General features: G+C 69.9%; 16 protein-coding genes and 1 pseudogene. 3 read left to right on the top strand and 14 right to left on the bottom strand.

What is annotated here, in order from left to right; all coding sequences use genetic code 11:
* Positions 1-32: 32 nt before the first annotated feature.
* The 6 genes from HZB25_03700 to metG form a co-directional block, all read right to left on the bottom strand.
* On the bottom strand, positions 33-623 hold the full coding sequence (locus HZB25_03700; protein MBI5836329.1) for a hypothetical protein: 591 nt from the start codon (positions 621-623) through the stop codon (positions 33-35).
* A 184-nt stretch (positions 624-807) separates the two neighbouring features.
* Positions 808-1,443, bottom strand: coding sequence for a hypothetical protein (locus HZB25_03705; protein MBI5836330.1), 636 nt, complete (start codon positions 1,441-1,443; stop codon positions 808-810).
* Between the two features lie 187 nt (positions 1,444-1,630).
* Positions 1,631-3,784: a hypothetical protein gene (locus tag HZB25_03710; protein MBI5836331.1), complete on the bottom strand. Its 2,154-nt coding sequence runs from the start codon at positions 3,782-3,784 to the stop codon at positions 1,631-1,633.
* On the bottom strand, positions 3,781-4,629 hold the full coding sequence (rsmA, locus tag HZB25_03715) for a ribosomal RNA small subunit methyltransferase A (protein ID MBI5836332.1): 849 nt from the start codon (positions 4,627-4,629) through the stop codon (positions 3,781-3,783). Before rsmA ends, HZB25_03710 begins: the two co-directional genes overlap by 4 nt.
* Positions 4,626-5,450, bottom strand: coding sequence for a TatD family hydrolase (locus tag HZB25_03720; GenBank protein ID MBI5836333.1), 825 nt, complete (start codon positions 5,448-5,450; stop codon positions 4,626-4,628). The genes rsmA and HZB25_03720 overlap by 4 nt, the downstream gene beginning before the upstream one ends.
* A gap of 79 nt (positions 5,451-5,529) precedes the next feature.
* Positions 5,530-7,155 (bottom strand): methionine--tRNA ligase, encoded by a 1,626-nt coding sequence (gene metG, locus HZB25_03725; GenBank protein ID MBI5836334.1) that lies wholly within the window; start codon positions 7,153-7,155, stop codon positions 5,530-5,532.
* 141 nt (positions 7,156-7,296) lie between these two features.
* Between metG and HZB25_03730 the strand changes: the two genes are divergently transcribed.
* Positions 7,297-8,088 carry a hypothetical protein gene (locus tag HZB25_03730; GenBank protein ID MBI5836335.1) on the top strand — a complete coding sequence of 264 codons (792 nt, stop codon included), beginning with the start codon at positions 7,297-7,299 and terminating at the stop codon, positions 8,086-8,088.
* A 108-nt stretch (positions 8,089-8,196) separates the two neighbouring features.
* On the opposite strand, the gene HZB25_03735 is transcribed toward HZB25_03730, so the two are convergent.
* Positions 8,197-9,165 (bottom strand): GNAT family N-acetyltransferase, encoded by a 969-nt coding sequence (locus HZB25_03735; GenBank protein MBI5836336.1) that lies wholly within the window; start codon positions 9,163-9,165, stop codon positions 8,197-8,199.
* Between the two features lie 450 nt (positions 9,166-9,615).
* Between HZB25_03735 and HZB25_03740 the strand changes: the two are divergent.
* Positions 9,616-9,699, top strand: a pseudogene (locus HZB25_03740) (PEP-CTERM sorting domain-containing protein).
* A gap of 141 nt (positions 9,700-9,840) precedes the next feature.
* Here HZB25_03740 and HZB25_03745 read toward each other — a convergent pair.
* On the bottom strand, positions 9,841-13,221 hold the full coding sequence (locus HZB25_03745; protein MBI5836337.1) for an Ig-like domain repeat protein: 3,381 nt from the start codon (positions 13,219-13,221) through the stop codon (positions 9,841-9,843).
* A gap of 321 nt (positions 13,222-13,542) precedes the next feature.
* On the opposite strand from HZB25_03745, the gene HZB25_03750 reads away from it, so the two are divergent.
* Complete coding sequence (locus HZB25_03750; GenBank protein MBI5836338.1) at positions 13,543-15,057, top strand: M48 family metallopeptidase; 1,515 nt, start codon at positions 13,543-13,545, stop codon at positions 15,055-15,057.
* Positions 15,058-15,066: 9 nt separating this feature from the next.
* Here HZB25_03750 and rmuC read toward each other — a convergent pair whose 3' ends face one another.
* The 6 genes from rmuC to HZB25_03780 form a co-directional block, all read right to left on the bottom strand.
* Entirely contained in the window at positions 15,067-16,458 is a 1,392-nt protein-coding gene (gene rmuC, locus HZB25_03755; GenBank protein MBI5836339.1) for a DNA recombination protein RmuC, read from the bottom strand.
* 48 nt (positions 16,459-16,506) lie between these two features.
* Positions 16,507-17,871 (bottom strand): deoxyribodipyrimidine photo-lyase, encoded by a 1,365-nt coding sequence (locus HZB25_03760; protein ID MBI5836340.1) that lies wholly within the window; start codon positions 17,869-17,871, stop codon positions 16,507-16,509.
* Between the two features lie 28 nt (positions 17,872-17,899).
* Complete coding sequence (locus HZB25_03765) at positions 17,900-19,138, bottom strand: TlpA family protein disulfide reductase (protein ID MBI5836341.1); 1,239 nt, start codon at positions 19,136-19,138, stop codon at positions 17,900-17,902.
* Between the two features lie 146 nt (positions 19,139-19,284).
* Positions 19,285-19,791, bottom strand: a complete 507-nt coding sequence (locus HZB25_03770; protein ID MBI5836342.1) for a hypothetical protein — start codon at positions 19,789-19,791, stop codon at positions 19,285-19,287.
* Positions 19,792-19,957: 166 nt separating this feature from the next.
* Positions 19,958-21,004 (bottom strand): bifunctional DNA-binding transcriptional regulator/O6-methylguanine-DNA methyltransferase Ada, encoded by a 1,047-nt coding sequence (gene ada, locus HZB25_03775; protein ID MBI5836343.1) that lies wholly within the window; start codon positions 21,002-21,004, stop codon positions 19,958-19,960.
* A 92-nt stretch (positions 21,005-21,096) separates the two neighbouring features.
* On the bottom strand, positions 21,097-21,423 hold the full coding sequence (locus HZB25_03780) for a hypothetical protein (protein ID MBI5836344.1): 327 nt from the start codon (positions 21,421-21,423) through the stop codon (positions 21,097-21,099).
* Positions 21,424-21,432 lie beyond the last annotated feature (9 nt).

Below are 21,432 nucleotides of genomic sequence, written 5' to 3' on the forward strand. Positions count from 1 at the left end.
GGGGGAGACGGTATTCGCGTCCGGGGACTGGCCTAGCGCGCGCTCACGACCACGGGGGCTCCGGCGGGCTGGTCGGCCCACTCCACCAGCTTCCAGTGGCCGCTGCTGTCGGGTTCCTGCTTCAGGTAGAACAAGGCCGGGCTGGATACGTTGTTCCCGCTGCCGTCCGGGAAGTTGATCGTGAGCTCGGTCCTCACGTTGTATTTCATCCAGCCGAGGTTCCGGTGCTGGATGCGATCGTCCGGCCCGGACGAATTGATGGTGATCCGCAGCGTGATGCGGCTGGCCGCGGGCAGGCCCTCCGCCGGCTTGCCGGTCTCGAACAGGTGCCGCGCGAACTCCACTTCCTCGGCCTTGATCAGCGAATCGGGCTGGCCGGCCACGATGTCGGCCGGCTGGTAGCGGAACACGTAGTTCGCGCCCAGGGTCTCCTCGTACTTGGTCACGTCGCGCTTCTCGTACAGAGCGCTGACGTTGTGGATCACGTTCTCCGGGCTGGTGTCGGGGAGGTACTCCTGCGGCGGCGTGGTACCCCCCGAACCCGGGCTGAAGATGCACCCCGCGGCCGTGAGCAGCGCGGCGGAGGCGACCAGGATGCAGAGGGCGGCCGGACGAAACTTCATTGAATAACCTCCCGGAAGAAGAAAAAGGGGTGCCCGGTGTTCCGCGACACCCCAACACAAGCCATCCTAAGTATAAGCCTGCCGCAAGGGCACGGTCAAGGCACTATCAAATCGTTATGCGCAGCCAAATATGCTCCACAGCGCAAGTTACGAGAAGTCCATCGAATAGGGAAGCCGCGCGCCCTCACGAACGGTTCTTGAACCGCATCGCCCCCCACGAATCCCGGGGGTTCGAGGCCTGCTCGCGGTGGTCCTCCCAGATCAGGATTTGCCACTCCCCCGCGGTGTTTCGCTTCATCGTCAACCGGGCCGTACCGGCGATGTAGGGCGAGGATCCCAGCGGGATGTTCACCCGGTAGGTGATCAGCAACACGCGCCCTTCCGCCAGGTCACCCAGGTCCTGGTCCTTCACCACCACGGCGCGACCGGTGTCCGGTTCGGACGAAGCCACGGAGTTCATCATCGAGGTCAGCGCGTTGCGTTCCTGGACCGAGTGCCAGCCTCCATTCACGAGTTCCCGGCCGGCCGCGTCGGTGGGCAGGACCTGCGCGTCCGCCTGGTCGAAGATCGCCAGGAACTCCTCGGTGGCCCCCCCGGACGTCTGCATGATCCCGCGCATGTAGGCCTGCACCGAGCCGACCCGGAACGCCTCCTTGATGTTGACCAGCACGCTGTCCGGCTCGGTAAGCGATACCGTCCGCGCCACCTTGCCCGGGGAGGGTGACTCGGGGACGGCAGTGGTCAGCCAGTCACATCCGCCGGCACCGGCAACCAGGAGCAGGGCCGCCACGACGCGCAGTCCCGGTGCGAACATCGCCACTCTGGACCTCCCCTGGGCGGAGTCGGCGGAGGCCCGCCGGACCGACGTTCCGGGGCCCTTCGGAGGCACCCCACCGGAACACACGAGACTCCACAAGGAGATAAACCGCAATCCCGCCATGGTTCCCGCCTTCTGCACCGTCCTCATCGGATGCTCCCGCTTGCCCGGGCGTTGCCCCGCGGCGCGCTCACCGGATCACCAGGTCGAACGTGGCCGTGATCAGGAAGTAGTCCCGGTTGTTGTCCCGCGGAGTGCCGGGCTTGCCCAGCGAGTATGGTGTGTAACGATCGGCGCGCGAGGAGCGGGAAAACGTGCCGTTGATCCGCGCGCGCTCCGAGAACGGGTAGGCCACGTTCATCCCGAGGTTCAACTCCATGATCCGCTGGCGGCTGCTGGGGACGGGGTTGCCCAGCCCGTCCAGCCCGTTCTGGTGAATGAATTGCGCGCGCGTCTGAACCTGGGCCGACACGGTGCGCACCAGCCGGTAGTTCACCTTGAGCAGCAGGTCGTTGTTCTGCCCCCGGCTCGATTCCCCCAGCAGCCGGATTCCCAGGCCCGGATCCAGGTCGTAGCTGCCGCTGCGCGTGAGGCGAAGGTTGTTGTTCATTTCGATGTCCACCTTCTTCGTGAGGTTGGTCAGCAGGCGGGTCACGTAGGAGGTGGTCTTGGTGTAGCGGTTGTCCGCCAGGATTCCCGGGTAGCTCTCGAAGTCGGAGATGTTGGCGTCCGCGCTCACGATGTAGCTCTGGCTCAGCGACAGCCCGGCGCGCGGCCGGAACATGATGTCGTACTCGATGGAGTACAACCGGTCGATGGCGTTCTTGTTCGACTGCGAGGAGTGCAGGAACACGTAGTGCGACATCACCTCGCTGGCCTGGAAGCCCAGCGTGATCGGGAACTCCGGCGAGTAGGTGAGGCTGCCCCCGATGCGCCGGTTCAGGTAGTCCTGGTTCTGCGTCGGCACGTCGTAGCGCGTGCCGTTGAGCTGCGCCGACAGATTGAGCTGGAGCTGGAAGCGCTGCTGCATGAAGGCGCGCTGGTAGGTGACGGCCAGCGTGTGCTCGGTCACGTCCTGCAGGCTGCCGGAGTTGCGCTTGCGGAAGTCATTGGTGCTCAGCCGGTCCCCCAGCACCAGGCTGAGGGAGCCCAGGCGCATCGGGTCGGCGTAATTGAGCGCCACGTTCCCGCCGCGGCTGCGGGTGTCGTAGTTGCGCGAGGAGTCCACGTCGCTCAGCACCAGGTTCTTGTTGGCGGTGGCTTCCACGTTCAGGATCAGCTTGGGCACGAGTTGCGCGGTCACCTTCCCGTTCAGGTTGTCCACCTTCTGCGTGAGTGTCTCCTGCCGGCCCAGTGTGGGCTGCTGCTGGCGAGTGTCGCCGTGGGTGGCGCTGAGCTCCGCCGAGAGCGCGTGCCACGGCACCGCCAGCCTGGCCTTGCCGTTCAGGTTGAAGTCCTTGTTCCGGTTGCGGGTGTTGGCGACCAGGGTGGTGTCCTGCCCGCCTACTCCCACTCCCTGCTGGACTCCCTCGGCGTCGGTGACCACGTTCGTGTTGCTGCCGAGGAGCTGCAGCTTCAGGGGCCCGCGCGGCACGTACGTCCACTCGAACTTCTGCGCCAGGTCGTTGCCGCTGCCGGTGCGCCGCACACCCCCGGATTCCTCGCGGCTCACGCGGCCGCCCTCCAGCCCCAGCCGGAGGAAGTTCACGTCGCTCAGGTACACCGAGTCCGACAGTGTGAGCCGGGCGCTGGTGGTGTTGAAGGAGGATGTCGGCTTCAGGCGCCCGTTCACGATGGGTCCGTCGTTGTCGCGCTGCAGGTCCAGCGCGAAGCCCACGCGCAGCCCCCGGGGCTTCCCGTAGGTGAGCGACAGGTTCTGGTTGCGGCTGCCGGTGCGCTGCTTGCGCTCGGTGTCCTCGCGGAAGTTGATGGTGGTGGAGTTGTCGATCTTGAGGTCACGGTAGCGGGTGTCCACGTTCAGGATCTGGTTCCACGTGGCCAGGTTGCGGTTCACCGAGTAGCTGCTGGTGTAGTGGAACGGCGCGCCCGAGGTGTCCCGCGGGGCGGCCACGAAAGGGTTGCCGGTGTCCGCGGCGGCGCTGTCCACGAGCGCGCTGTCCCCGGCGGCGGCATGGAGGCTGTCCACGGCCTCGGGGTTGGAGGTGATGGGCGCCCCCGGCACCGGCGGCGGGGCTCCCTGCGCGAAGGCGCCGGAGGCCAGGCAGGCGAGCGCGATCCAGAGAACGGCGAGCGTGGCCCACGCGGGCCGGCCGGGGCGCGTCGCGCCGCGTGGCCGGACGGCGGCGGCACGCGTCGGGCGCCGGAACGCTTCGGCGCGCCTCACACCAACTCCCCTTCCAGCGCCTCGGCCAGCAACAGGAACTCCTCCAGGGAAAGCGTTTCGCCGCGGCGCTCGGGGTTCACCCCTGCGTGCCGGAATCCCTCCAGCATCCGCTCGCGCCCCGCGGGCATCAGCTCGCGCAGCGCGGTGCCCAACTGCTTGCGACGCTGCCCGAAGGCGCGGCGTACGATGCGGAACAGTGTCTTCTCGCGCCCCGGGGACAGGCCGCGGTCCGGGCGGAGCGTGAGGCGCACCACCGCCGACTGCACGTCCGGACGGGGAAAGAACGCCCCCGACGGCACCCGGAACAGCTTCTCCACCTCCGCGAAGTACCCCACGAACACGCCGATGGACCCGTAGCTGCGCACCCCCGGCGGGCTCACCAGCCGTTCCGCGTACTCCTTCTGCACCAGGAACACCGCCCGGCTCACTCCGTTCCGCTGATCCAGCACGTGGACCAGCAGATCGGTGGTGCAATAGTAGGGCAGGTTGCCTGCCACGGCGAACGGTCCCTCCGGAACCAGGTCGCGGAAGCGGACCTCGCGGGCGTCGCCCTCCACCACCGTCACGTCCAGTTCCCCGCGCAGCCGTTCCGCCAGGGAGCGGTCCAGTTCCAGCGCCCACACGCGCGCGCCCCTCGCCAGCAGGCTGCCGGTCAGCTCCCCGGTGCCCGAGCCGATCTCGATCACGTTCTCGCCCGGCCCGGGGGCCACCGCCTCGGCAATCCGCTCGCACACGCGCCGGTCCACCAGGAAGCACTGGCCGAGGCTCTTGCGCGGCCGCACGCCCCAGCGCTTGAGCCGCGCGATGGCGCTCTCGGCGTGGGGGGAATGGGCCGGGTGGCTCATGGTTCCGCCGCGGGCCTGCCCGCCGCGCTCGCCGTGCCGGGGCCAGCCATGCGGTGGAAGAAGCGCCGCGCGTTGGCGTCGGTCAGCGCCTCGAGTTCCGGGAGCGTCATCCCCAGCGCGCCGGCCAGCGCCAGCGCCGAGTGGCGGAGGAAGGCGGGCTCGTTGCGCTTGCCGCGGTGCGGCACGGGCGGCAGGTAGGGCGAGTCCGTCTCCAGCAGCAGCCGCTCGCGCGGAATCACCGCCAGCGCGTCGCGCGCGGGGTTGTCCGCGCCCTTCCTCCCGTAAGTGAACGCGCCGCCGTAGCCGAAGTAGTAGCCCTGCGGCGTCACGCGCGCGGCGGCGGCGGGGCCTCCCGCGAAGCAGTGCAGGTTCACCGGGCGGCGCTCCGCGGCGCGCTCCTCCTCGAGGATGTCCAGCACGTCCGATTCCGACGCGCGCTGGTGGATGATGATGGGCAGGTCCGCCTCGCGAGCGGCGCGCACCTGGTCGCGGAACAGCGGCTCCTGCACCTCGCGCGGCGCGTAGTCGCGGAAGAAGTCGAGCCCGATCTCGCCCCAGGCCACCACCTTCGGGTGACGCGCCATTTCCAACAGCTTCTCCACGTCGCCGGGCCGTGCGTCGCTCGCGTGATTGGGGTGGAAGCCCACCGCCGCGTACACCTGTGCGTGGCGCTCCGCGAACTCCACGGCGCGGCGGCTGGATTCCACGGTCATGCCGATTTCCACGAGCGCGGTCACGCCCTCGGCGGCGGCGCGGGAAAGGACGGCGTCGCGGTCGGCGTCGAACTGCGGCTCGAGGAGATGCAGGTGGGTGTCAATCAAGGTTCCGCCGCCGCCCGGCGCAACCGGGCCCTTCGATTCCCGGCGGGGCCGGGACGGTGGTGGTCCGGCACTGCCGGGCCTAGGACTTCGGGGATTCCGTGATCGCCGCGGCCGCCTCGAGCTTCGAGACGTCCACGCGCGGAAACAGCACCACGGCCTTGCCCACGGCGTGTCCGGCGGGCAGCGGGTCGGTGCGCCACGCCAGGTCGCGCAGCGCGTCGGGGGACGGCCACGCGAGCCCCAGGTCGGCGCCGATCACCGCGGCGGTCCGCGGCATGGCGGGTGCGACCAGCGCGGCCGTCACGCGCAGCGCTTCCAGCACCGTCGAGAGCACGCGCGCCAGGCGCGCGCGATTCGCCGGGTCCTTCGCCAGCGTCCACGGCTCGGTCTCGGCCACGTACTGGTTGGCGGCCTTCACCAGGCGCCACGCCTCCTGCAGGCCCACCGAGAACTGCCACGAGCCCATCGCCTTCCGGTGGTTGGCGATCACCTCGGCGGCCAGCGCGCCGATGGCCTGCTCGGGCGCTCCCACCGGCCCGGCGGGATCCAGCGCGCCGCCGAAGTAGCGGTGCACCATGGACAGGCCGCGGTTGAGGAGATTCCCCAGCTCGTTGGCCAGGTCGGCGTTGTAGCGCTCCACGAACAGTTGACGCGAGAACTCGCCGTCGCGGCCCATGGGAACTTCGCGCATCAGGAAGTAGCGCAGCGGCTCGTGCTGGATCTCCGCGCGCAGTCCCTCGCCGGCGACCTCGCGGAGCCACCGGCCCACCAGGACCGGGTCCACCACGTTGCCCGCGGACTTGCTGAAGCGCGCGCCGTCGGGCGACTGGATCCAGCCGTGCGCGTACACCGAGCGCGGCAGCGGGATGCCCGCGCTCATCAGCATCGCGGGCCAGATGATGCAGTGGAAGCGCGTGATGTCCTTGCCGATCACGTGACAGTCCGCGGGCCACCACCGGGCCCACTTTTCGCGCGCCGAGGGCGTTTCCTGGCCCAGGCCCACGCCGGTGGCGTAGTTGAGCAGCGCGTCGAACCACACGTACACGGTGTGCTTCGGGTCCATGGGCAACGGCACACCCCAGGCGAGGTTGGCGCGCGAGACGCTCACGTCGTCCAGGCCGCCGCGGATGACATTCAGCACCTCGTTGCGCCGGATCTCCGGCTCGATGAACCCGGGGTGCGCCTCAAGGTGCGCCAGCAGCGGCTCCGCGTACTTCGACAGCCGGAAGAAGTAGTTCTCCTCGGTCACGGCCCTGGGCGGCGTGCGGTGCACCGGGCACAGGCCTTCCACCAGGTCCTTCTCAAGGTAGTAGGCCTCGCAGCCCACGCAGTACAGGCCCTCGTAGTGACCCTGGTAGATGTCGCCGCGCTCGTGGCACTTCGCAAACAGGTGCTGTACCCCGCGCATGTGCGTCTCGTCGGTGGTGCGCACGAAGGCGTCGTGCGAGATGTCCATGGCGGCCCACACGGTGGTGTAGGTCTCCGCCATGCGGTCGCAGAACACCTGCGGGTCCACCCCCTCCTTCTCGGCGGTCTGCGCCACCTTCTGGCCGTGCTCGTCCATGCCGATCTGGAACCAGGTGTCCACGCCCATGAGGCGCTGAAAGCGGGCCATGCCGTCGGCGACGACTTTTTCGTAGGTGTGGCCGAGGTGCGGGGCGCCGTTGGCGTAGTCAATCGCGGTGGTGAGGTAGTATCGGGACATGCGGCGAGTCTAAGCGAAACGGGGGTGAAATGAAAGCGCGGGACGGGGTTATGTGCGCCCGGAATCGGCGGTTGTGTCCCGCGACGGGGAGGCTATAGGATTGTCGCGGTCCGTCTGCGTCAATGGACAAAAGGAGGCTTCATGGCCGCGATTCGCTCCCCTCGCCGCGCCCGGATACTCCGGCTTGCCGCGCCGCTCGCCCTCTCACTCGCTCTCATCGCCCTGGCGGGATGCGGCAAGAAGAGCGGTGACACCTCCACGCTCACACCCGGCGGCACCTCCACCCAGGGCGGGACCGCCGGGACCCGCTCCGACGCCGAGCGCCTGGGCTCGGCCGGCACCGCCACCATGACCGCGCTCACCGAGCCCATGGACCCGGTCCACTACTCGTACAAGGGTGAGGTGAACGTCAACAACGAGTTCCCGCGGGAACCGAAGTCGGAGCCGAAGCTGGGGCCGGTGACGCTGGAAGCCGATGTGGACTCCAACGACATCGTCATTTCAGGCGTGCGGGGCGACAAGAAGATCGACAGCTCCGCGAAGAAGACCCGCGAGGGCGACTGGGCGATGATCAAGATGGCCTTCCTGGGCGCGCCCACCGACGTGGCCTTCACCCTGGCGTTCGCCTCCCCGTGCGCCGTGCCCGCCGGCACCGAGAACGTGGCCGGCGTGGACGGCGACAAGTTCACCTTCGACACCCGCACCGCGACGGCCGAGCAGAAGGTCGGCATGGAAGCCGCCGCCAAGTTCCTGAGCGCCCAGGTCCACCACGACGCCATTTACGGATGGGGCGTGGTGGACAGGGTCAAGGGGCGGCTGATCCGCTTCAACTTTGACGCCGAGCTCTCCGACAAGAACGGTCACAAGTGGAAGGAGCACCACGAGGGGGAACTGACGCCGAAGAAGGCGGGCGGCGGCGCGGCGAAGGGGTGACCGAGAGCGGCGCAGGCCAGGCGTTCCTGGCTGCCGCGGGAATCGGGACGTCCTGAATGGGGCAGGCAACCTGGTTGCCTGCCCCATGGCTTTCTCCTCCGCGGCCGGCTACGGTCGCCGGCTCCAGATCTCGCGCGTGCGCGCGACTTCGAAGTTCTCCGAGCGATAAAGCGCCAGCGCGTTCTCGTTGTCCCCATCCACCATCAGCGTGACCGACGGCGCGCGCTTTTCCTCCAGCCAACCGACGCCCCAGCGCAGCAACGCCCGCCCCAGCCCGATGCCGCGCGCGGCGCGCACCGTGCCCAGCAGCGCCACCTCGCCCGCGTGCGCGTCCAGCTTGTTGCGGCAATAGCCCACGCAGCGGCCGTCACGGTAGGCCAGCATCAGCCCGTCCGCGTGAAAGCCATGCTCACCGGTGATGCGGCGGGTGTCCTCGAGGGTGCCGGGCATGAAGTGATAGTGCTCGGCGAAGGAGTCGTTGTACGCCTCGCACCAGTCCGCGATGGCCTGCTCGGAGCCGTCGAAAGTGCGCGTCACGATGCCCGCGGGCCAGGTCAGCTCCGGGGCGGCCCCACGCGGGCGGTCCATGAGCCAGAAGTAGCGCGCGTGGGAGTAGCCGTGCCGCGCGGCGAATGCTGGCGCGGGATCGCCGTCCGCAACCCGGAAAGGCACTTCCGCCCGGCCGGGGCTCGCGGGCACGTCCACCAGCCAGGCGGACAGGCACAACTCTCCCGCCGGCTCCTTCCGCGCCAGCAGTCGCGCCTCCGCCGCGCGCACCAGCGCGCTCCCGATGCCGCGGCGGCGGAATTCCCCGAGCACGCCGGGCCGCATGATCCCCCACGGACCCTCCAGGCCGTTTAGCGCAAAAGCCAGCACCAGCCCGACGGGCCGCCCGCCCGCGTATGCCACCCCACTCGCCCCCTCCGGGCCGCAGTCCATGTGCGGGTCCCCAAGCCAGTCCTCCAATGCGCCGGGAGGCTGGAGGATGTCGAATTGGGGAGCCAGCGACGGGTGAGTGATCAGGGGCCGGATCAGGTCCGGATCGCCGCGATCCAGGGGGCGAATGTCGAAGTCCATGCCCGGAGACTTGCATGAGGCCCGGGAGCCGGGCAAGCGGGCAGAGCGGCTGAAGATTGCGTATTATCCTGTCTGCGCATATAATCTAGACGGCCTTGAACGTCCGGCCGGAGCCCCTGGTGGTTTGCCGCCAGAGCCCGGGTCGAGATTGTAACTGTAGTTGCACCAACGCCTTGCGTTTTCGGAGGACCCGTGGCTTCCCCCCGCATCTGCATGCGCCCGGCGCTGATCGGTGCGATCCTGATCTTCGCCCTGCCCGCCCGGGCGGCGATCCTGAGCCACCTTTCGGGCGATGCCGCGCTGGCCGCGCTATCGCCAACGTTCTCGTTCGCGGCTGAGGGTCGGATCGGAGACCTCGGTGGAGCCGCCACCTTCGAGCTCGACCTGGGCCACGACACCGCCGCCCCCGCCACCACCGCCCAGTACAACTGGGTCAGCGGTCAGGTGGAGCCGTTCACGCTCACCGGGGACGCCATCCTGTCCTGGACCGGCGCCGCGCCGACGCAGTCGAACCTTGCATTCCAGATCAAGGTCGCTGCGCTGCCCACGACGCCGGTTCGGGCGGTTACCTGGGGTGGAGTGAAGCAGACGTACCGATAGCGGGTTCCGCATCCCCCGGTTCCGGCGCACTCCACATGCGCCGGGGCCGGGGGATTCCAGATGCCCGCCCCCGGGTTACCTCACCACCGCCACCCGCCGCGTCAACATCCCTCCCCCGGCTTCCAGCCTGAGGAAGTACACGCCCGAGCCGACGGGCTTTCCGGCGGCGTCCGCCAGGTCCCAGTTCTCGACGTGCGCGCCGGCGTCGCGGCGTTCCGCGATCAGGCGGCGCACGATTCGTCCCCCCACGTCCATCACGTTCAGGGTCACCCGCGCAGCGACGGGCAGGCTGAACTCGATCCGCGCGCTTCTCCGCGCCGGGTTGGGCGCGATCCGGCCGAGCCACAATATGCGCGGGATGCCGGCTCCCGGAGCGGTGGTGACGTTGTCGAAGCGCACCATGGCCGGGGCGCTCTCATTGCCGCTGCCGTCCACGGCCGTCAGCTTGTAGACGGATCCCGAATCGGCGGGGTCCGCGAAACCGGTGTCCGCGAGCGTGGCGCGCAGGTTTCCGGGGGCGGGTGTGAAGTCGGCATTCCGCCCGCGGTACAGGCGGAACTGCGCGAAGTCCCTCGCCGGGCTCGGGCCCCAGTGCAGGTGCGCCACTCCGCCGACGAGATCGCCCGTGAAGGGCGCGGGCACGGCGGGCGGCAGGTTGTCCACGGAATGCCCTGAATCCGGCGCGGAGTCGAAGTACAGGCTCGGAGTTGCGGTGGCGGCGCGGACCAGGAACACGGCGCTGTGCGTGCCCGCGCCGTTGGAATCGGCCAGCGTGGGCACCACGGCGCTGTAGATGCTGTCGGTGTAGGCGCCCACCGTGGCGACAGCGTCCCAGCCGGCGAGTTGCACGGCGAGCGGGCCGGCTCCCCGCGGTGCGGTAACCCGGCCCGGACGGAACCTCGGGTCAATCCTGCGGAATATCTCGTATCGAACGATCGGCACGGGTGCCCCGGGGCGATCCGCGAAATGCGCGGTGAAGGTCACGCGCACCTGGCGGCCTTCGTCGTTGCGGACGTCTTCGACACGGGAGATGCGCTGCACCGTGTTGGCGGGCTCGAACTTTTGAATCCGCGCAAGCTGCTGGTCCACCACAAACACGTTCCCGAAGGCGTCCACGGCGACCCCGCTGGGGTTGCCGAACTGGCCGGCTCCGCTTCCGGGCTCGCCCCAGCTGCCGAGGGCAGTCCCGTCCGGGCCGAGGCGGCGGACTTCCCGCGCCCCCAGCTCGGCGATGGAGGTCACGTAGACGTCGCCCTCCACGTCCACCCCCAGCATGCGGGGAATCCGGGAGCACTCTCCGGTGCCCTCGCCCAGCACGGACCAGGCGGCGATGAAGTTGCCTTCGACATCGAACTTGCTGATGCGCCGGGCGCCCGGGTCGGCCACGTACACGAAGCTCGCCGCAAAGGTCGCGATGCCGGAAAGCGGCCCGGAGAAGCGACCATTCCCGGTGCCCGCGCCACCCCACATGCCCATCAAGCCCCCGCTGGACGAGAACCGCTGAACGCGGTAGTTGCCTCCGTCGGCCACGTACACATTCCCGGCGCCATCGGTGGCGATCCCTCCCATCGCGGCGCCGAATTGCCCGCCCGAGGTCCCGAAGGAGCCCCACTTCGCGACGTAGATCCCTCCCCCGGTGAACTTCTGCACCCGGTAGTTGTCCCGGTCCACCACGTACACGTAGCCGGTCGCGTCCACGGCCACGTCCACGGGGTTGTGGAACTGCCCCTTGCCGCTGCCGGTGGAGCCCCAGGCGGTCACGAAGTTCCCGCGGGAGTCGAACTTCTGGATGCGATCGTTGCCGGGGTCGGCCACGTAGACGTAGCCGGAGGCGTCGATGGCGACGCCCCGGATGTCCCCGGTGGCGGGGCCGAACTGTCCCGGCCCGGTTCCGGGCGATCCCCACTTGAGTTGGAATGTGGGCGAGGACTTGGGGGGCACGACGGACTGCTCGAGGACGGTCGAGGCGCAGCCGATGAAGCTGGCGTCGCCGTCGTAGACTGCCGTCACGGAGTCGAGCCCCACTGGCAGGGCCGCCCCCACCGAGGCGCAATCCAGACTGACGGTGGCAGTGCCCGCAACCAGTGCGGTGCTCGCGAATTCCACGCCGCCGAGCCGGAGATGCACCGTCCCCGTGGGAGTGCCCACGCCGGGCGAAGTCGCCGTGACTTGTGCGGTGAAGTTGACCGGTTGTCCCACGCCGGATGGGTTGGCGCTGGACGCCAGCGTGATGCCGGTGCCGGCGCGGTTCACGATATGCAACCGCGGAGCGGAGGAGCTGCCAGTGCGGCCAATGTCGCCACCGTAGATGGCCACGATGGTATCCGGGCCCACCGGGAGGCCGGACGTGTTCAGCACGCCGACCCCGCCCGAGAGGGCCGCGGTTCCAAGGAGAAGCCCTCCGCGGTAGAAGCGCATCAGTCCCGTGGCCGCCGACGGGGTGACCGTCGCGGTCAGGCTCACGGACTGCCCGTAGACAGATGGGTTCGGGACCGAGCCCAGGACCGTCGTGGTTGGGGCGAACATGACCATGTGCCGGAGCGGCGCGGAGGTGCTCATGCTGTGCGTGGCGTCGCCCTTGTACTCGGCCGTGATGGTACGTGTTCCCACCGCGAGGGCCGCCGTGGAAAGCACGGCCACGCCACCGGACAGCGACTTCGAGGCGAGAAGGGACCCGCCGTCCATGAACCAGACCACCCCGGTGGCCCCGTCAGGGGTCACGGTTGCGGTGAAGGTCACGGAGTCGCCGAACACGGTCGTATCCCGGTTCGCGACGAGCGAGGTGGCGGTCTGCATGGGTGTCACCATCTGCGACAGCGTCTGGGAAGTGCTTGCGCTGTACCCCGGGCCGGGAAGCAGGATGGCCTGGAGGGAGTGGATTCCCACGGTGAGCGCCGCGGTGGAGCATGCCGCCGTCCCCGACACCACGGGCACCGTCGCGACGGGCGCCGCGTCCGCCAGGAACTGAATGCTCCCGGTGGCGTATGAGGGCGTGACCGTGGCAACCATCGTGACGGTGGTCCCCAGGGCGGACGGATTCGGAGCGGATGTGAGCGTGGTCCTGGTGAAGGCCCCCGCGACCACCACCAGGTTGAAGACCGGCGATTCGCTGCGGGCGTAGGTGGCATTGCCTCCGAAGATGGCGGTGATGCGGTGCGTGCCGATGCTGAAGTCGAAGACGTCCACCGAGGCCTGCCCATGGCTCAGGCCAACGATGCCCAGCATCGTGGCGCCGTCGTTGAACTGTACCAGGCCGGTGGCCGTGGTCGGGCTCACGGTGGCGGTCAACGTGACCGGGTCCGCGAAGTTCACCGTGTCCGCACCGCTGCCAACCTCGATGCTGGTGGGAATCAGCTGCGCCCCCTCGGGGGCCGCAGCGGGCTGGGCAAGGGCCCGGGGGACACTGGCGACGAGGCACGATAGGAGTATCAATGGAAACAGGCGCACGAACCGCATAACACCTCCTGCCGCGGGGATGCAGGCCCAGGGTCGTGGCGGAGAGGCCGGGAGGCGGTACGGCAGATCGAGAGAGTTTGCCCAGGCGGCCGTGAGCGCCACTCTTCGTCGGATGGGTCGTGGAAGTCTTGTGACGATCATAGGGCGAGCCGGGCACCGCGGTCCACGTGCAATCCTCGAAGATCGCGGGCCGGCCATTCCCGCCGCTCGTGCACAGCTGCGCGTGCCGCCCCCGCACTTGCCGGCCGCATGCTCATGCCGCCCCTACCCCTTCCCCGGAGATTCCTGCTACTCTCCGCCGGAACCGCCAAGGAGGGTCGCATGAACGTCCGGTCCGGAATTCTCCGCCTCGCCCCTTTCGCGCTGATGCTGGCAGTGGTGCTCCTCTCGCTCGCGGCCGCACCGCGACCGGCGCGCGCCGCGGACGGACCGTCGCCCGCCGAGATCGTGCCCTTCGACTCCGCGAAGGCCGCCGCCGCCGCGCTGATCTCCGACCCCGCGGCCGCCACGCGCGCCTACCTGGAGTCCGTCCCCGCCGAGCGCCGCGAGAAGACCCGCGCCTACCAGCGCGGCGGGCGCCTGCTGGGGCTGGTGGACTTCGTGTTCAACCAGCTGCTGGTGCTGGGCTTTCTGCTGCTCTCCGGGGCTTCCGCCCGCCTTCGCTCCTTCGTCGCGCGCCACACGCCGTCCCGGGCCATGCAGACGGCGCTCTACTGGTTCATCTTCACCGGGGTCACCTGGGCGGTGGGATTCCCTCTGAGCGCCTATCAGGGTTACCGGCGCGAGAAGGCCTACGGCCTGCTCACGCAGGGCTTCGACGGCTGGATGCGGGACCAGTTCATCTCGCTGCTCATGGCCGCCATCCTGGGCGGACTCGCGCTGATGCTGCTCTACGCCATCCTGCGCCGCTCGAAAGGCCGCTGGTGGCTGTGGGGCTGGCTGACGTCGGTGGCGCTCATGGTGGTGATCGTGGTCATTGAGCCGGTGTTCCTCGCTCCCGCGTTCAACAAGTTCACCCCGCTGCCCGACTCGCCCCTGAAGCAATCGCTGCTGTCCATGGCCCGCGAGCAGCACGTGCCGGCGAAAGACGTGTTCATGGTGGACGCCAGCCGTCGCACGCAGCGCATCAGCGCCTACGTGAATGGGCTGTTCGGCACCATGCGGGTGGTGATGTACGACAACACCCTCCGCCGCTGCACCCCCGACGAGGTGCGCACGGTGATCGGGCACGAGATGGGCCACTACGTCCTGCGCCACGTGTGGATCGGGATCGCGGTGCTGGGGGCGGTGTTCCTGTTGGGCTTCCTGTTCGTGCGGTGGGCCTTCGACTGGGTTCGCGTGCGCTGGCCGCAGATGGGCGTGGAGGGCGTGGGGGACGTGGCGGGACTGCCGCTGCTGCTGCTGCTCTTCAGCCTGTTCTTCTTCGTGGCCGAGCCGATCAACGCCAACATGACCCGCATCATGGAGACGCAGGCGGACAGCTTCGCGCTGGACGCCGCGCGGGCTCCCGAAGCCGCCGCGACGGTATTTCTGAAGCTCGGCGAGTATCGCGACCTGGATCCCGGCGAGTTGGAAGAGATCGTGTTCTACGACCACCCTTCGGGCCGCAATCGCATCCGGCACGCGATGGAGTGGCGTGCGGCGCATGCGGGGGCGGGGGCGGGGGCGAACTACGGGGCAGGCGCGGGGGCGAACTACGGGGCAGGCGCGGGGGCGAACTACGGGGCAGGCGCGGGGGCGAACTACGGGGCGGGCGCGGGGGCAGGCGCGGGCGCGCACTCCGGGGCAGGCGCGGGCCTGGATTCGAGTGCGGGCGCGGGCGCGGCGCCCCGTTAGGCTTCGCGTCTAGGCGAGGCCCCCGTCCGGGGCCATCTGTCCCGCGATGTCGGGTTCATTCGGCGGCAGTTCGGCGGGCGACTCCACCTCCGGCGCGTGCAGCTTGCGCGCTTTCCTGCCCACTTCCTTGAGATCCGGCACGTCCTTCCCGCCGGAGGCTCCCAGCTCGCGGAACTTGCGCGCGGTGACCAGCACGCGGGTCTCGAGCGAGCCGACGGTGTCGTCGTACGCGCTCACCGCCGTGTCCAGGCCCCTGCGCACCCGGTCGAAGTGGCCGGCCAGCACGCACAGTCGGTCGTACAGCTCCGCGCCGAGATCACTGATTTCCTGCGCGTTCTGCGCCAGCTTCTCCTGCTTCCATCCATAGGCCACGGCCTTCAGCAGGCTGATCAGCGTGGTGGGGCTGGCCGGGATCACCTTTCTGTCCACGCCGAATTCGATCAGGGATGGGTCGTACTGCAGGGCGGCGCTGAAGAACATCTCGCCCGGCAGGAACATCACCACGAACTCGGGCGTGGAGTCCTGCTGCTCCCAGTATGCCTTCCCCCCCAGGTCCGCCATGTGCTTGCGCACCAGCGCCGCGTACTCCTTGAGCCGGGCCTCACGGGAGGCTTCGTCCAGGATCTCCAGGGCTGCAAGGTAGACGTTGGCGGGGGCTTTTGAGTCCACCACCACCGTCTGCCCGCCCGGCAGCCGCACGATCATGTCCGGGCGCCGGCGGCCGTCGTCGGTGTCGCTGGACTCCTGCTCCACGAAGTTGCAGTACGGCTGCATGCCGGCCATCTCCACCACGCGGCGCAGCTGGAACTCGCCCCACCTTCCGCGCGCGGTGGGCGAGCGCAGAGCCTGCACCAGGTTGGTGGTCTCCGACTGCAGCAGCTTCTGGGAGTCCGCCAGGCTCTTGAGCTGTTCCACCATCCCGGCGTAGTACCCGGCGCGCTCCTTCTCCACGTTGCGGATCTGCTCGTCCACCGCCTTCAGCGTATCCGCCAGAGGCTTCACCAGCGCCTCCACCGCCAGCTTGCGCGCGTCCAGGTCCCCCTGCGCGCCCTTCTGCGCTTCGCCCAGCTTGGCCTTCGCCAGCTCCAGGAAGGCCTCGTTGTTCTCCCTGAGGGAGCGGGCGGAGAGCGCAGTGAACGTGTCGGCGAGCTTCTTCTCGGCCTCCCCCAGCAGCGTCTTCTGCTCGGCCAGAGCACGGGTCTGCTCCTCCAGCCGCGCGGCCTGCGCGGCGCGCCCGGACTTCAGGTCGGACACCTCGCCGGTCAGCCCGACAATGGTCTGCTCCAACTGGGGAATGCGCTCGGCCTGCGCGGCGGCGCGGCCCATTCCGGCGCGGGCCAGGGCCCAGCCCACCAGCGCGCCCAGGACCAGGCCGACGGCCAGATAGAGGATTGGGGACAGCGGCATGCACACTCCTTGGGTGGCGCGCCCGCCCGGGTCGCGCCGGCCCTACATGGCCCGAATATACGCTTTCGTGTCGAACTTGCGCGAGCATCCCGCGGCGTTCATGTAGCGCACCAGTCCGAAGATGGGCCGCTCCGGGCCCCAGGGCCGGTCGTGCTTGCCTCCGACGGCCCAGGCCACGCCGGCGTAGCCGTTGCAGTCGCGGCCGTCGAGCTGGTAGCGGTCGTTCAGCCGAACGGCGATTTCGAACGCCCCCTCGGGCGAGCGCGTCCACTCGAGGATCTTCTTGGCCCAGTACATCCGCATGTACCCGTGCATCCAGCCGGTGCGGACCATCTGCCGCTGGGCGGCGTTCCACAGCGGATCGTGCGTGACGGCATCCTCCAGCTGGCGGCCGGAGTAGTGATGCTCCCGCGGGTCCCTCGCGTGCGCGGCCAGCGTGCGCAGCGCCCACGCCTCGCAGCCCTGCAGGCGGTCGTAGCGGGGATTGAACTTCACGAAGTTCACGCTCAGCTCGCGGCGCACGATCAGCTCCTCCAGGAACGCCTCCCGGTCCACCCCGGGCGCGTGCGCCGCACTCACCGCCAGCGCCACGGCGCGCGGGCCGAGCTGGCCGAAGTGCAGGTAGGCGGACAGGCGGCTGGTGCCTTCGACCTCCGGCCGGTTGCGGCGGGCGGAGTAGCCGGGCAGGCCCTCCCTCAGGAACTTCCGCAGGCACCGGAGCCCCTCGGTGGTGCCTCCCGCGACGCCGGGCGCCGGCTGCACGCTGCGGTCCAGGGGCATCTGGTCCAGGGTCTCCACGCGCGGCGCGAGCGATTTCATGCCCCGCGGCGGATGCCACGAGACCCGTACCCGCCGGTCCTTCGCGCGCACCAGGAAACGCTCCAGGTGCGCGCGGAGCTTCGGGCGGATGGTGCGCGCCGAGTAATGCTCCCGCTCCAGCAGCGCCGAGGGCACCACCACGTCGGAATCCACGGTCCAGAACGGCACGCGCAGTTCGCCGGCCAGCGAGGCGCGCCAGCGCTCGGGCTCGCGCATGGGGTTCTCGTCGCTGACCACCAGCGCGGCATGCGCCTCGAGGCAGAAAGCCGCCAGGCCCCCCTCGTCGAGGCGGCGCAGCACCAGGCCGATGCCGCGCGCTTCCAGCCGCTCCGCGGTGTCGGCGAGACCCTGCATCATGAAGTGGAAGTGCCGGTAGTTGGCGCCGGGGAAGGAGGGCATGGGCCCGAAGAAGACCACCACCGGCACGCCCAGTTCGTTGGCCGCGGCGATCGCGGTCTCCAGCGCGGGGTTGTCGGTGGCGCGCTGGGCGCGCTGCATCCAGTAGACGACACAGCGGCCGGAGGAGTCGGGCTCGCCCGCGCGGCGGACAGTCAGGCGGACGGCGAGGTCGGCGTCGAGGCGCAGCATGGGAATCCGCGTCCGCGCGCCGCCGGGCCTACTTCAGCCCGGCCTTGGCCAGCGCCGCGCGCAGATCCTCCTCGGAGCGCGCGCCTGCGAAGTGGGCCACGATCTTGCCGGTGCGGTCCACCACCGCCACGGTGGGGATGGCGTTGGCCTGGTACTGCTGGGACACCTTGCCGTCGGTGTCGAGCAGCACCGGGAAGGTGTAGCCGAACTTCTTGACGAACTCCGCGGGCTTCTCGCGCTCCTCGGCCACGTTGACAGCCAGGACCTCCAGGCCCTTCTTCTTCATCTCGGCGTAGAGCGACATGATGATCGGCAGCTCCATCCGGCACGGCCCGCACCAGGTGGCCCAGAAATCCAGCAGCACCACCTTGCCGTGGTAGTCCTTGAGGCTGCGGGGCTTGCCGGAGAGATCGTTGAGCGTGAAGTCGATGCGCGGCTTGCCCGTGAGGTCCGCGAACTTCGGACGCTGCGGACCGAACTGCTCGACTTCCTGCGCGCCGTTGGGCGCGGAGAAGACGAACAGCGACTCGGGCAGCGGCTCGCCCACGCGCACCATCTCGTAGCTGGTGGTCCAGGAGATCGAGTCGAACTGGGCGTTCCCGCCGGGCCGGGCGGCCATTCCCACCTGCTGGCGCAGCACGAGATGGCGGGCGACGTCGATCCACATCTCGCCGCCGGCGTCGCTGGCGCCGGCCACCCCGCCTCCGGCCAGCGAGTCGAAGGCCACCACGTGGCACGGTACCTTGTCGGGGCCCACCTGAAGCGTGTCCAACCGCTCGAGCCGCGGACCGCGCAGGTGCGCGTCGAGCGCGCGATAGTCGGCGAAGGGGTCCCGGTTGGGCTGGTTGGGCGGCGCCGGGAAGGCGGGATCGGTGTCCGCCGCGGTGAGCGGGTGGCGGATGTACTGGTTGAACCGGCCCACGTACAGCCACAACTGGTTCCCGTCGCTCACCGCCGTCTGGCCCATGGCCTCGTGCTGGATCTCGCGCAGGAACCTGCCGGATTCGCCGAACGCGCAGCGCATCGGAAACTCCACCTGCTGGCTCTGCCCGTGCACCACCAGCCGCACCTGGCCCCGGCCCTCGAAGTAGCCGGAGCCCAGCGTGGTGTAGGCGCGCGTCACATCCGCGAGGATGGACTGCACGTCGGGTGCGGCGGCGCCCTCGGCCGCGAGCGCGGATGGGGCGCCCGATGGTGGCATGGCGGCCCCCGCGGCGATGACAGCGATGAGAGCCAGGGCCGGGGCCCCGGGCAGCCGGTTCAGCATGAAGTCCTCCGTATGGGAACCTGTGGCGGGGTGCGCAGCAGCCGCGAGTCTGACGCAGGCGGGCGCGCGAGTCGAGGGGTTTCCCGGGCTGTGCTCCCCGGGCTGGACGCACGGCGCACAACGGAGCCGCCGGCCATGCTCGGTCCCTACTTCCGGGGCTCCTCCACCCGCACCTCGATCTGCACCGGCACGGTGACCGGCGCGAAGCAGGACTTGTCGTCGCACGCCTGGAACTTCAGGGAGGCCGCCAGCGCGTGGCTGCCCGGGCGCGCGGTCTTGCCCGCCTTCAGCGGCACCCGGATCTCGAACGAGCCGTCGAAGGTAGACAGCTTCTCGTCGCTGCCCTCCAGTTGCAGGACCCGGCCCTTCGGATACAGCGGTTTGCCTGCCTTGAACCCGGGAAGGGCCTTCACCTTGAGCTGCGTGGCCACCAGGTAGTCGGCCGCAGCGGGGTTGGCCTGGACGTGGTAGCCGGGCTTCACCGTCACCAGCACCCGCGCCGTGTCGGTGGCCCCGCGACCCAGGGAAAGCGCCTCGACCGCCCTCACGCTCACGACGTCCTTGCCGGTGGGCATGGCGGCCCATGCGGAACCGGCGACGGCGCCAAGGAGAAGCATCGCCGGGGCCAGCGCCCCGGCTGCGGAAAGTCGCATTCCTGCTGGTCTCATTCTGGGCTCCTTGGGCATGCCGGGGCGAATCGGTGCGCAGGTGGAACTCCCCAAGAATACGGGCGCGCTTCGCCGGGCGTCAAACAGCCGGACGAGGGCGCGCCCTGCGGGAGACGTCTCCTGCAGGGATGGCGCGAGGACTCGAATTCCCCTACCGCTTCTCCCGCTCCAGCACCTCCCGTTTCACCTTCTCCCCCCACCGGTAGCCGCCGGACTGTCCGCCCTCGCGCACCACTCGATGGCAGGGTATCACGATCGCCACGGGATTGGTCGCGCACGCCCGAGCCACCGCTCGCGCCGCCTTCGGCTTCCCGATGCGCCGCGCCACTTCGGAGTACGAGCGGGTGACGCCCCTCGGGATCGCGGCCAGCTCCTGCCACACCCGCCACTGGAAGGCCGTGGCGCGGATGTCCAGGGGCAGCGGCGCGCCCGGCGCGCGCCCGTCCAGGCGCCTCAGGATCTCCCGCACCCAGCCGCGCAGGCCCGGGCCGCCCTCGCGCAGCTCGGCCTGCGGATACTCCTCGCGCACGAACTTCTTCAGCGCGACGTCGCCCGCGCCCAGGCTCACGCCGCACACTCCGTGCTCCGTCGCCGCCACCAGCACGCGGCCCATGGGGCTGTCCGCCAGCACGTAGCCGATGCGCGCGCCCCGGCCCCCGCGGCCGTAGACCGCGGGGGTCATGCCCAGGGTCTGGCGCGCCCGCTCATACAGGCGGCTGGAAGAGCCGTAGCCCGCTTCGTACATCGCGGCGGCCACGTTGCCGCGCGCGCGCACCTGCTTCTTGAAGCGGTCCAGGCGGGCGGCGTCGGCGTATTCGCGCGGCGTGAGGCCGAGGGCGCGGCGGAACTCGCGGCGCAGGCGCGCGGGGCTCACGGACAGCTCGCGCGACAGGCTCTCCAGGCGCACGGGCTCGTCGGCGCCGGCCTCGAGCGCGCGACAGGCCCGCCCCACCAGCGCGTGGTCCGCGGCGGACGGGCCGGCCTGGTCCGGGTGGCACCTGCGGCACGCGCGGAATCCCGCGCCGCGGGCGGCCTCGGTGGAGTCGAAGAAGATCACGTTGCGCCGCAGCGGCATGCGCGCCGGACAGCCGGGCCGGCAGTAGATCCCGGTGCTGCGCACGGCCACGACGAACTTCTCGCGCGCCCTGGGGTCGCGCGAACGGAACTGCTCCCAGCGGATGACGTCGGTCGTCTTCATGATTGGTACCTCCGACATCCACGGTACGAAAACCGCGCCGGAGCCTCTATCCGTTTTGGGGTTTCAAATCAGAAAGTCGCCGGGGCTCCAGCCTACCGCGACATGATCCCCAGCAGGCAGTGCACCTGGCAGGCGAAGTCGCCGATGTCGCGCCGGTCGTGGCCCACTTCCGCGCGCCAGGAGTCGTCCTCGCCGGCCTTGCCCATGGCGCGAGCCAGCGCGTCGGTGGCCTCGATCAGGGCGTTGTGCACCTTCGTGCGGCCGTCGTTGCGGGCGGCGCGCACGTCCCGGGCGGAGAGGGCCCACTCGGCGCGGATGTGCGCGTAGTCCACGGCCAGGCGCAGGTAGGCCGCGCGGGCCTCCGTGCAGGAACTGGAGAGGATCGAGGTCAGGAGCTCGGCGGCGCGGACCTGGGTCATGGGCTCTCC

It is taken from the genome of Candidatus Eisenbacteria bacterium (assembly GCA_016235265.1).
GTDB lineage: Bacteria > Eisenbacteria > RBG-16-71-46 > RBG-16-71-46 > JACRLI01 > JACRLI01.